Below are 14,806 nucleotides of genomic sequence, written 5' to 3'. Positions count from 1 at the left end.
ATGAGCGGCTCTGCCGACTTCTTCAACGAAATGCGCGAGTCGGATGGCTCGGTACGCGACGCTTATTCGTCCTACTGTGACTGGTATGACGAACAGGATGCGAAGCTGCTGAAGCGCAAACATTCCGAAGCGGAAACCAACTTTCGCAAGACCGGGATCACCTTCAACGTCTATGGCGAGGACGAGGCGGAAGAGCGCCTGATCCCGTTCGACATGGTGCCACGCATCATTACCGCGAACGAATGGCGCAAGCTGACGAAAGGTATCGAGCAACGCGTCAGCGCGCTCAATGCTTTCATGCACGATCTCTATCATCGACAGGAGATAATTCGCGCTGGCAGACTTCCGCAGCGGCTTCTGCGAGACAATGCTGCATGGCTTCCCAACATGGTCGGGTTTACCCCGCCAGGCGGTGTCTACACCCACATCGTCGGTATCGACCTGGTGCGCACCGGACCGGATGAATTCTTCGTTCTCGAGGATAATGCGCGCACGCCTTCGGGCGTCAGCTACATGCTGGAAAACCGGGAAACCATGATGGCCATGTATCCCGAGCTTTTCATGCGGGTGCCGGTCGAAAGCGTGTCCGATTACCCGCGTCGTCTGGCGAAGAGCCTGGCCGCCTGTGCTCCTGCTGCTGCCGGTGATCGCCCGGTGGTGGCGGTCCTGACCCCGGGCATCTACAATTCGGCCTATTTCGAACACGCCTTCCTTGCCGACCAGATGGGTGCGGAACTCGTCGAAGGCAGCGATTTGCGCGTGATCAATGGGCGCGTCGCGATGCGCACGACCAGCGGGTACAAGGCGGTGGACGTGATATACCGCCGGGTCGACGACGAATTCCTCGATCCGTTGACATTCAATCCGGACAGCGTGCTGGGTGTACCGGGCATCATGGATGTCTACCGTTCCGGCGGCGTCACCATTGCCAATGCGCCCGGCACAGGTGTGTGCGACGACAAGGCGATCTATTCCTTCATGCCCGAAATCGTCGAATTCTATACCGGCGAGAAACCGCTTCTGCCCAACGTCGAAACGTGGCGCTGTGCGGACGAGGACAGCCTCAAATACGTGCTGGACAATCTGGAAGAGCTGGTGGTCAAGGAAGTCCACGGCTCGGGCGGTTACGGCATGCTGGTTGGGCCTGCGTCGTCGAAGAAAGAAATCGAGAAGTTTCGCGCGAAGCTGGTCGAAAACCCGTCCAATTATATCGCGCAGCCGACACTCTCGCTGTCGACCTGTCCGATTTACACTAAAAAGGGCCTTGCTCCGCGCCACGTGGACCTACGACCCTACGTCCTCGTTTCGCCCGACAAGATCGACATCACGCCAGGCGGGCTGACACGTGTCGCGCTCGAAGAAGGATCGCTGGTCGTCAATTCGAGCCAGGGCGGGGGGACCAAGGATACCTGGGTGCTGAAAGACTGATGCTAGGTAGAACCGCAAACGGATTGTTCTGGATGTTCCGCTATCTCGAGCGGGCGGAGAACACTGCGCGTCTGCTGGATGCTGGAATGCGCATGGCCCTGACCCGCGACCTGGTAACGGCGGAAGAGGAGTGGCGCTCGGTCATCTCCACCGCCGGACAGCGCGCTGCCTACGAGGCGAAGCACGGCACCTACACTGGCAGTCAGGTGTGGAACTTCATGCTTAGGGACAAAGCCAATCCTTCTTCCATCCTGGCGATGTTCGGGCTGGTCCGGCAGAATGCGCGGCTGGCCCGCAACGCCATCAGCGGAGAGTTGTGGGAAGCCATCAACGAGAACTGGCTCGTCATCGACGAACAGTTGAAGAAACCTGTGGCCGAAAACCGCGTCCTCGACACCGTCGCCACCATCCGGCGGGCAGGGACCCTTGCGCACGGGGCATTGGCTGGGTCGATGCTGCGAGACGAGGGCTACCATTTCGCTCGCGCAGGGACATTCATCGAGCGTGCCGACAGCATCTCGCGCATTCTCGACATCAAATATTACCTGCTCTTGCCATCGCTATCTTATGTCGGCTCCAGCCTCGATACGGGCCAATGGGACCAGGTGCTGCGCTCCGTTTCCGGCGACCGAGCCTATCGCTGGCTCAATGCCGGACAGATCGACGCGAAGGGCATTTGCGAGTTCCTCATCCTTGACGAACGTTTCCCGCGCAGCCTGGCTTTCTGTTATTGCGCCCTGCGGGACGATCTGGCCGCGCTTGCAAGGCTCCATGGTACCGAAGGGCAGAGCAATATGCTCATGCGCGATGCGGACACCCATCTCACCGATCTGACGATCGAAGATATCTTCGATCAGGGACTGCATGAATTCCTTGTCGAGTTTACGCAGGACAATGCAGCAATCGCCGAAGCAATTTCCACCGATTACAGGTTCCTTGCCTGATGCGCCTTTCGATCCGCCACACCACGAAATATCGTTTCGGCCAGCCTGTCGTGCATGCGCTCCAACGCCTACGCCTGGTGCCCAAGCAAACGCAGGGTCAGGAAATCCTCGATTGGTCGATGGAATACGAGAATGCTCACGAAGAGCTTCAGTTCGAAGACCAGCACCATAACACGACGACGCTGATTGCGGTCGAACCAGGCACGCGCGAAGTGGTCGTCACCTGCAAGGGCACTGTCGACACCCATGACCATGCCGGTGTGATCGGACGTCACGCGGGGCACCTCCCACTGTGGAGCTTCCTCTCTCAAACCTCGCTGACGCGGCCGGGCCCCTGCATTCGCAAGTTCATCAAGGAATTCGAGAGCAGTGGGGCAGACAAACTGGATATGCTCCACGACATATCGCGCCGTGTACTCGAAGAAGTCGAATACAGGATCGGATCGACCATCCCAAAGACGACGGCCGAAGAAAGCTTCGCGGCCAAGGCGGGTGTTTGCCAGGATCACGCCCATATCTTCATCGGTATGGCGCGGGCGCTGGACATTCCGGCGCGTTACGTCTCGGGCTACCTGATGATGAACGATCGGATCGACCAAGAGGCGACCCATGCCTGGGCGGAAGCTTTCGTCGATGGATTGGGCTGGGTCGGGTTCGACGTGTCCAACGGTATCAGTCCCGATGCGCGCTATGTCAGGGTTGCCACGGGCCGCGACTATCGCGATGCAGCGCCCGTGACAGGGATCAGCTTCGGTAATTCGGAACAGGTGCTCGAAGTCGACGTCTCCGTCGAACAGCAGCAAGTCCAACAATAGACGACATTTTTTGGGATCGACATGACATATTGCGTAGGAATGGTGCTCGAAAAGGGCCTCGTGCTGATGAGCGACACCCGCACGAATTCGGGCGTCGACAACATCTCCGTTTTTCGCAAGATGTTCACCTGGCAAGTGCCGGGAGAGCGGATCATCACCGTCATGACTGCCGGCAATCTTGCAACCACGCAGGCGGTCATCAGCCAGCTTGAAGAACGCACCAAGCAACCCGACGACCGCGATAACGCGATCCTGAAGTCGCCCACCATGTTCCAGGTGGCGACCGAAATCGGCAAGCTGCTGCGCGATATCATTGCGGATCGGCAGGGTGCCAATGGCGATCGCGGGCGTGGACGCTTTACCGCCTCGATCATCGTCGCCGGCCAGATCGCGGGCATGGAGCCGCGCCTGTTCATGGTCTATCCCGAAGGCAATTTCATCGAGGCCAGCCTCGACACGCCTTTCTTCCAGATCGGCGAGACCAAGTACGGCCGCCCGATCATCATTCGGGGATACGACCGCACGATGAGCCTCGAAGACGGGGTGAAGCTGCTGATGGTCAGTTTCGATTCCACGCTAAAGGCTAACCTGTCCGTCGGCCTGCCCTTGGACCTGCAGGTGATCAAGCGCGACAGCTTCGAGGCGGGACACCAGCACCGTGTGACCCATGACGACCCCTATTTCCAGGCGATCTCGTCCAGCTGGGGCGATGCGCTAAAGAACGCGTTCCACTCGCTCCCCGATTACAGCTTCTATCATGGTGATGATTGATAGAGCGATGCATCCAATTCGGATTTATTATTCTCGTACCTAATCCGTTTGAATTCCCATGAAGACTAATAGTTTGCATCCATATCCGTAGTCATCCGGAATGCGCATTGTCCCGTATGGTGCCAGCATTGCCGGCATGGAACAGCGACAGACCCTTCATATAGTAGATGGCTCCACCAGGGCGCGTGCTCAGCAGGCTCACATCGGCTTCGACATGGGGCACCATTGCGAAGTCTATGCCGATGTCAGCGAACTGCTGGCGTCTTCCCCTTCCTGCGGCCTAGTCCTTGCGCGCGATGATGAGGGCCATGGAGCGGTGGCGGTCGTCCTGCGCCGCCTAGCGGCGGAAGGGATCTGGCTCCCGGTAGTCGGGACTTCGGCGGATCCCCGGCCCGGGCGGGTCGTCGCGGCAATCAAGGCGGGGGCTCTCGATTACCTGCGACTGCCTTTCGAATTCGCCCGGTTGAGCGAGGCTATCACGCGGATATCCCGCGAAGCGGAGGCTTACGGGGCAGCGCGGCGCAAGATGATCGAAGCGCGCAGCAGGATTGCGTCCCTTTCCCCGCGCGAACGCGAAGTGCTCGATTGGCTGGCAGAAGGTCGCAGCAACAAGATGATTGCGCGCGAACTGATGATCAGCCCGCGAACTGTAGAAATCCACCGGGCCAACATGATGAACAAGCTGGGCGCGCATCACGCCGCCGAGGCGGTCCGGCTGCGCATTGAGGCGCATCTCGACGGCGCACAGATTTCCGCGGCCTGATCGGGTCGTTTTCGAGCCTGCGGGTCGCACCGACAGGCGGGTCAGCGGCAAAAGGAACCGCGGCCGAATTCCAGGTGCAAGTGATCGCGATGGGCGGCGTTATAATCGGGGCCCAACACGGTCCCGAAGCGCTTGCACGCGCTGGAGTGGACCGTGCGCAGGAACCTTCTCTCTTCGGGCGAAGCATTCCAGCCGCTCTGGACCGTGATCCGACGGCCATCGGTCAGTACGAAGCCCGATACATCCACTGCTTGACCTTGCGAATGGGCGGACAACCGGTTGGTGCCTGCGACATTGCGGCAGGAATAGCTGCCCATCGTCTCGATCCGTTCCAATCCGCTGCCCAGGATCTGACGTGCGGCACGATCGACGCCGAAGCGTGCCCAGGCGGCAAAATCCTTGGCTACGGGACAGGCTACGGCGGTCAGATTAGTAACGTCGAACGGCCCTGTATCGCCGTAGAGGGCGCTGAGGCGAACGGTGTTACGGGTCGAGCAGCCGCCGGCCTGGAGCTTGTCGGGCAAGGGAGCAAATTGTGCGCGCGTGTTTCCGAGATCGGCTAGGCATTGCCGCGCCTCAAGCGTGGGTTCAGGCAGTGCCTGCGCGGAAGTTGAGGGGCGGGAAGTTGTCTCGCCAGCGCGTTCCGGAACAGCGCCGCAACCGGCCAAGGCAACGGCTGAAAGCAAAGCTGGTAAGGCTGCGATCCTCATGGAGCGGCAAGCTACATCGGCGTTTGGAAAGCGGCAAGCAGGCGCATCATTTCGGTGCGAGAACCTGTTCCCATAGCTCGATCTTCACGCCGTCGGGGTCGAGCAGCCAGGCGAACTTGCCGTAACCCTCGTCGACGCTGTCCAGCACGTCGACACCCTTGTCTTTCAGTTGCGCGACGAAGGGTATCGAGATCGTCGACGCGGAGGTTGATCATGAAGCTTCCACGGCCAGGCTTGAGATACTGGTCGTCCTTGAAGTGGCTGATGAGGGAATAGGGCTGGTCGCCAGTTTCTTCGCTCCAGTTGAGCTGCGGTCCATAATCGCCGTCGATACCCAGCGTTTCGCGATACCAGGCGCGGGTCGCTTCCGGGTCCTTCACCACGTAGAAGACGCCGCCCAATCCCGTAATCTTGGCCATGTGGGCCTCCTCTCAATAACCGCTCGCCTGTCCGTCCTTGCGCATTTCGGTAGCCCCGGTCAGCACACCGGTTTCGGGATCGCGTGCGATCGCCTGGTAGCCGCCGAACATAATGCCGTTCGATACGACTTCGACCTTGTGGCCCATCGCGCGCAATGCTTCGACGGTTGCCACAGTAATGCCCGGTTCGACGTATAGCGTGCCGAGCGGATCGGCAGAGGGTCCTTCCAGCGCTTCTGTCGGCTGCCTTCCGCCATCATGGTTGAGCCGTGCGGCATCGCCTGCCTCCTGCAGGTTCATGCCGTAGTCCACGATGTTGATAAGCACTTGCACGTGCCCCTGCGGCTGCATGCCGCCGCCCATCAGGCCGAGCGTCAAGTAGGGCTTTCCGTCTTTCTTTACGAAAGCAGGGATGATGGTGTGGAAGGGGCGCTTGCCCGGCTCGTAGGCATTGGGATGGGCCGGGTCGAGACTGAACAGCTCGCCCCGGTCCTGGAACATGAAGCCGGTGCCGGGCGCCACGAGCCCGCCGCCCATGCCGCGATAGTTCGACTGGATCAGGCTGACCATCATGCCATTGCCATCGACCACGGTGAGATACGTGGTGTCGCCTTCGCCCTCCAGTTTCGGCTCGCCAGGACCGAATTCCGGCACCGCACGCGCCGGATCGATTAGGGCGAAACGTTTGCGTCCATATTCTTCGCTCAGCAATTCCGCGGGGAAACGCGCGAAGTCGGGATCGGCATAGAAGCGGGCGACATCGGCATAAGCCAGCCGCTTGGCTTCGGTAATGTAATGCAGGACTTCGGGGCTTCCGCGTTCCCATTGCGAGAGGTCGACATTCTTGAGGATGTTGACCATCTGGAGCGCAGCAAAGCCCTGGCTGTTGGGCGGCAATTCGCACAGCTCGTACCCGTCCTTGTAAAGCGCACATGCGGGGTCCACCCACTCGCTTTCATGGTCGGCGAAATCCTCGCGCGTAAAGGCGCTGCCCTGCGCCTGGAGGTAGGCGACCATCACTTCTGTCAGCTCGCCGTCGTAGAAGGCATCGCGGCCATCGCGCCCGATGGTCTCCAGCGTATTGGCAAGGTCCGGATTGCGGAACATCTCGCCTGCCTCGGGTGCCGTCCCGTCGGAGAACCAGACCTTGCGGGCGTTGTCGAATTCGAAGGGATAGGCCTCCTGCCGGGCAGTATAGGCGCGCAGCGAGCGGTCGAGATACATGGCGATGACTGGGGCGATCGGGTGACCTTCGCGGGCATAGGAGACGGTCGGGGCCAGCACGTCGCTCATGGGCAGCTTGCCGAATTTGCCGTGCATTGCGAACCATGCATCGACCGTGCCGGGAATGGTGACGGGCAGGGGGCCGACCGGTGGCAGGCTGTCCGCGCCATCGAGCTTTTCGAGCAGCTGGTCCAGCGTCTGCCCCTTGGGCGAGCGGCCCGATCCGTTGATGCCATGCAGCTTACCGCTCGCCGGATCGTAGACGATGGCAAACAGGTCGCCGCCGATGCCGTTACCGGTAGGCTCCATCAGGCCGAGCGCGGCATTGGCAGCAATAGCCGCGTCTACTGCGCTGCCGCCTGCCTTGAGGATGTCGAGCGCGATCTGCGTTGCCAGCGGATGCGCCGTGGCGGCCATGCCGTTCTGCGCAATCACGGGGCTGCGCGACCAATTGGCGCCGACCGGCCTGCCGCCCGCGCCGATCTGCTGCTCCACGGTGCGTTCTTCGGTCTGCTCCTGTGCGGTCGACGGGACCGCGATCAATGCCAGTGCCGCGGCTCCTGCCAATATCGCTCGCATTTCGCTCTCCTGTTCCTTTGGAGAGCGGTGTGAAGCGCCTTTGTCAGGCTGGCAAGGGGTCTGCCGACTTGGCGGTCGCCTTGCTCACCAGCCAGATCGCCATCCAGGCTGCGATGAAGCCCGGTACTATCTCGTACAGGCCGCCGTCGAATCCGGGCAGGGCGGAATTCCAGCCCAGCGCGATCCACGCCATCACGACAGCGGCACCGGTGACCAGTCCGGCCACCGCACCTGCACCGGTCATTCGGTCCCAGGTGAGCGACAGGATGATTAGCGGACCGAATGCTGCGCCGAAGCCGGCCCATGCATTCGAGACCAGTCCAAGAACTTGGCTGTCGGGATCGCTGGCGATCCAGATGGCGGCCAGGGCCACCAGCGCGACGCAAATGCGGCCTACGTTCACGCTCTCGCGTTCACTCGCCTGCTTGCGGAAGAACAGCTTGTAGAAGTCTTCCGTCAGCGAGGACGAAGCCACCAGCAATTGAGAGCTGATCGTCGACATGATCGCAGCTAGCAACGCCGCCAGCAGGAAGCCGGTGATCAGCGGATGGAACAGCAGGTTCGCAAGGACGATGAAGATCGTCTCGGGGTCGTCCACCACGATGCCGTTACGTTCGGCAAAGGCGCGTCCGGCGATCCCGATACCGATCGAACCGAGCAGGGCTACGCCCATCCATGTCATCCCGATATTGCGCGCGGTCTTCACCTTGGCGACGGTGTCGATGGCCATGAAACGCACGATGATATGCGGCTGGCCGAAATAGCCGAGGCCCCAGGTCACCGCGCTGATGAAGCCCAGCGCCGTCAGACCCTGCGTCAGACTGAGGAAGCCGGGGACATCCACTTCGGTGAGCGATGCGCCCGCGCTGCCGCCTTCGTCGAACATCACGACCAGCGGCATGATGACGAGGGCAGTGACCATAATCAGCCCCTGCACGAAGTCGGTCAGGCTGACCGCGAGGAAACCGCCGACCATCGTGTAGGCCAGCACGACCAGCGCCGTGATCCAGATGCCGAGCATGTAATCGCTCATGCCTGCGTCAGGCAGCAATCCGGCAAAGCTCGTCTCGAACAGCTTGCCGCCGCCGACCAGGCCAGCTGCGGTATAGACCGCGAAGAACACCACGACGATGAGCGCGGAGACGACCCTGAGGGCGACCGCCTTGTCGGGGAAGCGATTGGCGAGGAATTCGGGGATCGTCAGCGCATTGCCCAATTCTTCGGTCTGCTTGCGCAGGCGCGGGGCAACCACGATCCAGTTGAAAAGCGCCCCTACGAAGAGACCGATGCCGATCCACGCCTCCACGAGACCTGCCGCATAAAGCGCGCCGGGAAGGCCGAGCAGCAGCCAGCCGCTCATGTCGCTCGCCCCTGCCGAGAGCGCGGCAACGGATGGTGGCAGGTTGCGACCGGCGAGGAGATAGCCCTCGCTGGTATCGGTAGAGCGGCGCCAGGCCCACAGGCCAATGCCGATCATGAGGACGAAATAGAGCGTAAGGGAGATGAGAGTTCCGGTTTGCATGGGGGGCTGGTAACAAATGCAACCTTAGCTGGCTACCGTTGCGGCGGGCTCGCTTGTCCCACGGTCTCGGGCCCGATCATGATCCTTGCGCGTTGAGGGAGTAATGGCCGGCACCACAATCAGCGCTCTTATGGCACTCGCATTTTGCGCGGTGCACATTTTTGTCGGTAAGCTGAGATTCCTTGAACGGACACCGCGTAGCCGTTGGCTGAGCTTCGCCGGTGGAGTGGCGGTCGGATATGTATTTCTCCACATCCTGCCGGAGCTGGGTGCGCACGCTGCCACCTTCGAAGATGCGACCGGGTTCAAGGCAGAATTGGCAGAAGGTCTCGTTTACACGCTGTCACTGGTGGGGCTGGCCCTGTTCTACGGGCTGGAACGTGCCCTTTCCGTCTCGCGCGACCAGCGCATGGCGAACGAGGGGCGCGATCGCCCGGAGCGCGGCGTTTTCTGGCTACATATCGCAGCAAGCGCGCTGCTGATGATTGTGATCGCCTACCTCCTCAACCACCGTGAGGATGCCAGCATGGGCGGGATGATCCTGTATTTCGCCGCGATGATGCTGCACTTCGTTACCGCCGATTTCGGCACACGTGCCGATCACCCCGAGCTTTACGACAACAAGGGGCGCTGGGTGCTCGCCGCAGCGACGATGTTTGGGTGGGTCCTCGGCCTGGCGCTCGACCTTCCCGAAATGGCTATCGGTTGCCTGTTCGCATTCGTGGCAGGAGGAATTGTCCTGCTTGTTCTCAAGGAAGAGCTTCCCGAAGAACGCAAGAGCTTTTTCTGGCCGTTTCTTGCCGGAGCCTTGCTCTACGCCGCGCTGGTCCTGGGCGAGACGCATCTCGCCGCAGGATAGCGTGGTTGTTGCAGGTTAGGCCTGAGCGGCGCGCTTTGCGCGCTTGCGCTCGTGCGGGTCCAGGATGGCCTTGCGAAGACGGATGTTCTCCGGCGTCACTTCGACCATTTCATCGTCGTCGATATAGGCGATGGCCTGTTCCAGGGTCATCACGCGCGGCGGTGTGAGGCGGATGGCGTCGTCCTTGCCGGTCGAACGGAAGTTCGTCAGCTGCTTCGACTTCATCGGATTCACTTCCAGATCGTCGGGCTTGGCGTTTTCGCCGATGATCATGCCTTCGTAGATCTTGGCGCCGCCGCTGATGAACAGCTCGCCGCGATCTTCCAGCGCGTTGAGCGCATAGGGAACAGCTTCACCCGGGACCATCGAGATAAGCACGCCGTTCTGGCGGCCTTCGATCGGGCCGCGATAGGTGTCATACTTCTCGAACAGGCGGTTCATGATGCCCGTGCCGCGCGTGTCGGACAGGAATTCGCCGTGGTAGCCGATCAGGCCGCGCGACGGGGCGGAGAAGGTGATGCGGGTCTTGCCCTGGCCCGAGGGGCGCATTTCGGTCAGCTCGGCCTTGCGGCGCTGCATCTTCTCGACGACCGTACCCGAATGCTCGTCGTCCACATCGATGACGACCGTTTCGAACGGCTCCATGCGCTGGCCGTTCTCTTCGCGGAAGAGGACGCGCGGGCGGCTGATGCCGAGTTCGAAGCCTTCGCGGCGCATCGTTTCGATGAGGACGCCGAGCTGCAATTCGCCGCGGCCTGCCACTTCGAAGCTGTCCTTGTCGGCGCTTTCTGTAATGCGGATGGCGACGTTGGTTTCCGCTTCGCGATAGAGACGGTCGCGGATCATGCGGCTCGTCACCTTGCTACCTTCGCGGCCAGCGAGCGGGCTGTCATTGACCGAAAACTGCATTGCAAGCGTAGGCGGATCGATCGGCTGTGCTTCGATCGGCTCTTTGACCGCCGGATCGGCAATGGTGTTCGAAACCGTTGCCTTTTCAAGTCCGGCAAGGGCGATGATGTCGCCGGCCTCTGCGTGTTCGACCGGCACGCGGTCGAGGCCATCGAAGCTAAGCAGTTTCGTAGCGCGGCCGACTTCGACGATGTTGCCATCGCCGTCGAGCGCGTGGATCGGATCGTTTACGTCGATCTTGCCCGACTGCACGCGGCCGGTGAGTACGCGGCCCATGAAGTTGTCGCGGTCGAGCAGGGTGGCGAGGAAGCTGAACGGTGCCTCGGTGTCGAGACCCGGAGCCGGCACATGGTCGACGATGAGCTTGAACAGCGGTTCGAGGTCGCCCTCACGGGCATTCTCGTCTTCGCTGGCATAACCGTCACGGCCAGAAGCCCAGAGCGAAGGGAAATCGAGCTGTTCATCGGTTGCATCGAGGCTGGCGAACAGGTCGAATACTTCGTCGAGCACTTCCTGCGGGCGTGCGTCCGAACGGTCGATCTTGTTGACGACGACGATGGGGCGCAGTCCCAGGCCAAGCGCCTTGCCGGTGACGAACTTGGTCTGCGGCATGGGACCTTCGGCGCTGTCCACCAGAAGGATTACGCCATCGACCATGCTCAGGATACGCTCGACCTCGGCGCCGAAGTCGGCGTGGCCCGGAGTATCGACGATGTTGATGCGCGTGCCGTTCTTTTCGACGCTCGTGCACTTGGCAAGGATCGTGATCCCACGCTCTTTTTCCAGATCGTTCGAATCCATCGCGCGCTCTTCAATGCGCTGGTTCTCGCGGAAGGTGCCGGACTGGCGGAAGAGCTGGTCGACCAGCGTGGTCTTGCCGTGGTCGACGTGGGCGATGATCGCCACGTTGCGTAGGTCGCGGGACATGATTTTGCTTTCGTAAGGGTATCGGAGCGGCTGGCGCGGATTCGGCTCTGCCAATTCGTGCGCGCCCCTAGCTTAGATGCTGCAATGCGGCAAGCATTTGAGAGTGTGACTCAAACAACACACCCGTTCTTACGCACGCGAACCGCAGCGCTAAATGCTTGTATGGAAACGACTGGCGCAATAATTCCGCAACCAGCTTGCGTGACTGTGGGGACTACGCAGCCGACCAAATTGTGGTTTTGAGAGAGGATTATTCATGAATTTCAATCGTTTCGGCCGGAAAGCGGCCGTTCGTACCGCCCTGCTGGCAGGTGCTGCAGCAATTACGCTGCCCGGCGCTGCCGTCGCGCAGGACCAGGAAGTAGCGGAGCCCGACGCCGATGAAATGGCGCTCGAGACCGAAGAACAGGACATGGGCAACGTCATCGTTGTGACTGCAACCAAGCGTGAACAAACGCTGCAGGAAGTCCCGGTTTCGGTTTCGGTTACTTCGGGCGAAGTGATCGAGCAGGCGCAGATCCGCGACGTTCTCGATCTCCAGACGGTCGCTCCCTCGCTGCGTGTCAGCCAGCTGCAGAGCTCCTCGAACACCACTTTCTTCATCCGTGGCTTCGGTAACGGCGCGAACAACTTCGGTCTCGAGCCGTCGGTCGGTGTCTTCATCGACGGCGTCTTCCGTTCGCGTACGGCTGGCGCTCTCTCGGATCTCGCCAACGTTCAGCGTATCGAAGTCCTTCGTGGTCCCCAGTCGACCCTGTTCGGCAAGAACGCCTCGGCTGGTGTCATCTCGGTTGTAACCCGCGAACCGCAGTACGAACTCGGCGGCAGCGTCGAAGCCGTCTACGGCAACCTCAACCAGATCATCGTCAAGGGTGACCTGACCGGCCCGATCGGCGAAAATCTCGCCTTCTCGATCGACGGTTCTTACAACAAGCGCGACGGTTACGGCCAGATCGTCAACCTTGATGCCGACCTCAACGACCGCAATCGCTGGTCCGCTCGCGGCCAGCTGCTGTTCGAACCGAGTGCCGACCTCAAGTTCCGCCTGATCGGCGACTACAGCCGGATCGACGAAATCTGCTGTACTGTCGGTAATATCCGCAACGGTCCGACCGGCGCAGCGATCTTCGCCCTCGGTGGTGCGATCGATCCGGAAAACCTGTTCAGCTACGACACCTACCTGAACCGCGAGCCGGTCAACGAAGTGGACAACTACGGCGTTTCGCTGCAGGCCGACTGGAATGTCGGTGCGCTGACCGTGACTTCGATCACGGCCTATCGCGAGCTCGAGAACTTCTTCGACCAGGACATCGACTTCACCAGCGCCGACCTCGCCAGCGAAGTTCGCGCCCAGGACGTCCAGACCTTCACCCAGGAACTGCGCCTGTCGTCCGATTTCGACGGCCCGTTCAACTTCCTGCTCGGCGGTTATTACTTCGACGAGAGCATCAACCAGGAAAGCGAACTGCAGACCGGTTCGGACTTCCGTGGCTACGGTGAATTCCTCGGTGCCTTCATCGCCCAGGATCCGACGTTCTCGTTCAACACCATCGAAGGTGCGCTCGGCCTGCCGCAGAACAGCATCTTCAATACGCCGCTGCTGACCAGCGAAAGCTATTCGATGGACAACAAGGCGTGGTCGATCTTCGGCCAGGTGGACTTCGAGCCGTTCGAAGGTCTCGTCCTCACCGCCGGTTTCAACTACACCGACGACGAGAAGGACTTCGCCCTCAGCCAGGTCTCCTATGACCCGCTTGCGAACGTGAACCTCGTGGATGCCGTCATTGTCGGCCAGATCGCAGGCGCGCTCGGCATTTCGCCTGCAGATGTGACTCCGACCGTGATCCAGGGCTTCGCGACGGGCGCGACGACCGCACCGATCTTCCAGCAGATCGCTGCCGTGGCGACGACGGAATGCAACCCGGCCGCGCCGGCTCCTTGTAACCCGCTGCTCGGCCTGCAGGCATTCCAGTTCCAGCCGCCCTTCGTCGACCTGCCGAACTCGGTAGAAGACGGACGCACACGTGACGACGACTTCTCGTACACGCTGCGTCTCGCCTACGACGTCACGCAGGACCTGAATGCGTACATCAGCTACGCCACCGGCTTCAAAGCCAGCTCGGTCAACCTGTCGCGCGATTCGCGCCCGGCGTTCGGTGACTACATTCCGGGTCCGTTCGGCAGCCAGATCCTGGCACCGTCCTCGCCGATCCTGAATGGCGGCCTTGCCGTGCCGAACCTGACCACCGGTTCGCGCTTCGCGGGTCCGGAAGAAGCGGAAGTGTGGGAAATCGGCCTCAAGGCACAGTTCGACCGCATGGGCTTCAACCTTGCCGTGTTCGACCAGTCGCTCGAAGGTTTCCAGGACTTCCTGTTCACCGGCACCGGCTTCCAGCTAACGAATGCTGGTAAGCAGTCGGTTCGCGGTTTCGAGTTCGACACGACGATCAATCCGGTCGACCCGCTGGTCCTGACCTTCGCCGTGACCCACCTCGACCCGCTGTTCGACAGCTTCGTCGACGGTCCGGCAGGTGACCTTTCGGGACAGCGCCCCGCTGGTATTCCTTCGTGGAACATCGCCACTTCGGCGACTTACACGCATGAATTCGGCCTGTCGGGTAATCGCCTGATCACCCGCCTGGACTACAACCACACCAGCAACACGCAGATCCTCAACGCTATCGGCGGCTTCGGCTCCGACGAGGCTGCGCGTGCGGTTGCTCGCGATTATCGTCGCGAAATCAACCTCGTGAACGCGTCGACGACCTTCTCGATGGAGAACGGGCTAGAATTCGGCCTGTGGGCACGTAACCTGCTGAACGATCAGTACATCGGTACCCTGTTCCCGAGCGTTGCTCAGGAAGGATCGATCTCTGGTTACCCGAGCGCTCCGCGCACCTACGGCGGCGTGGTACGCTTCCGCTTCTAAGCGGCGA

The 14,806-nt window shown here is 61.0% G+C and carries 12 protein-coding genes; 7 read left to right on the top strand and 5 right to left on the bottom strand.

The features are described from left to right. The 5 genes from GRI34_RS07145 (at position 1) to GRI34_RS07125 (ending at position 4,721) form a co-directional block, all read left to right on the top strand. Positions 1–1,428 (top strand): circularly permuted type 2 ATP-grasp protein, encoded by a 1,428-nt coding sequence (locus GRI34_RS07145; protein WP_199800128.1) that lies wholly within the window; start codon positions 1–3, stop codon positions 1,426–1,428. Next, on the top strand, positions 1,428–2,372 hold the full coding sequence (locus GRI34_RS07140; protein WP_160595336.1) for an alpha-E domain-containing protein: 945 nt from the start codon (positions 1,428–1,430) through the stop codon (positions 2,370–2,372). Before GRI34_RS07145 ends, GRI34_RS07140 begins: the two co-directional genes overlap by 1 nt. Beyond that, positions 2,372–3,187 carry a transglutaminase family protein gene (locus tag GRI34_RS07135; protein ID WP_160595335.1) on the top strand — a complete coding sequence of 272 codons (816 nt, stop codon included), beginning with the start codon at positions 2,372–2,374 and terminating at the stop codon, positions 3,185–3,187. Before GRI34_RS07140 ends, GRI34_RS07135 begins: the two co-directional genes overlap by 1 nt. 21 nt (positions 3,188–3,208) lie before the next feature. Further along, positions 3,209–3,958 (top strand): proteasome-type protease, encoded by a 750-nt coding sequence (locus GRI34_RS07130; RefSeq protein ID WP_160595334.1) that lies wholly within the window; start codon positions 3,209–3,211, stop codon positions 3,956–3,958. A 100-nt stretch (positions 3,959–4,058) separates the two neighbouring features. Beyond that, a complete protein-coding gene (locus GRI34_RS07125; RefSeq protein ID WP_325065198.1) occupies positions 4,059–4,721 on the top strand; it encodes a response regulator transcription factor in 663 nt (220 codons plus the stop codon). A 41-nt stretch (positions 4,722–4,762) separates the two neighbouring features. Here the strand turns inward: GRI34_RS07125 and GRI34_RS07120 are convergent, their stop codons facing one another. Genes GRI34_RS07120 through putP form a run of 4 tightly spaced genes read right to left on the bottom strand, consistent with a single transcriptional unit; the run spans position 4,763 to position 9,175 of the window. Then, entirely contained in the window at positions 4,763–5,431 is a 669-nt protein-coding gene (locus tag GRI34_RS07120; RefSeq protein WP_160595332.1) for an extensin-like domain-containing protein, read from the bottom strand. Between the two features lie 11 nt (positions 5,432–5,442). Then, a complete protein-coding gene (locus tag GRI34_RS07115; RefSeq protein WP_234028170.1) occupies positions 5,443–5,850 on the bottom strand; it encodes a VOC family protein in 408 nt (135 codons plus the stop codon). Between the two features lie 12 nt (positions 5,851–5,862). After that, positions 5,863–7,653, bottom strand: a complete 1,791-nt coding sequence (ggt, locus tag GRI34_RS07110) for a gamma-glutamyltransferase (RefSeq protein ID WP_160595331.1) — start codon at positions 7,651–7,653, stop codon at positions 5,863–5,865. A 43-nt stretch (positions 7,654–7,696) separates the two neighbouring features. Further along, on the bottom strand, positions 7,697–9,175 hold the full coding sequence (gene putP, locus GRI34_RS07105; RefSeq protein WP_160595330.1) for a sodium/proline symporter PutP: 1,479 nt from the start codon (positions 9,173–9,175) through the stop codon (positions 7,697–7,699). A 103-nt stretch (positions 9,176–9,278) separates the two neighbouring features. Here putP and GRI34_RS07100 point away from each other — a divergent pair, with 103 nt between their 5' ends. Further along, positions 9,279–10,034: a hypothetical protein gene (locus tag GRI34_RS07100; protein WP_160595329.1), complete on the top strand. Its 756-nt coding sequence runs from the start codon at positions 9,279–9,281 to the stop codon at positions 10,032–10,034. Positions 10,035–10,049: 15 nt separating this feature from the next. Here the strand turns inward: GRI34_RS07100 and typA are convergent, their stop codons facing one another. Further along, the gene (gene typA / locus GRI34_RS07095) at positions 10,050–11,870 is read right to left on the bottom strand and encodes a translational GTPase TypA (RefSeq protein WP_160595328.1); all 1,821 of its coding nucleotides are present in this window, start codon (positions 11,868–11,870) and stop codon (positions 10,050–10,052) included. Positions 11,871–12,126: 256 nt separating this feature from the next. Here typA and GRI34_RS07090 point away from each other — a divergent pair, with 256 nt between their 5' ends. Beyond that, the gene (locus GRI34_RS07090) at positions 12,127–14,799 is read left to right on the top strand and encodes a TonB-dependent receptor (RefSeq protein WP_160595327.1); all 2,673 of its coding nucleotides are present in this window, start codon (positions 12,127–12,129) and stop codon (positions 14,797–14,799) included. The last annotated feature ends 7 nt before the right edge of the window (positions 14,800–14,806 follow it).

This window comes from Qipengyuania aquimaris (assembly GCF_009827445.1).
Classification (GTDB): Bacteria; Pseudomonadota; Alphaproteobacteria; order Sphingomonadales; family Sphingomonadaceae; genus Qipengyuania; species Qipengyuania aquimaris.
This window is presented reverse-complemented; position numbering and strand designations above follow the sequence as displayed.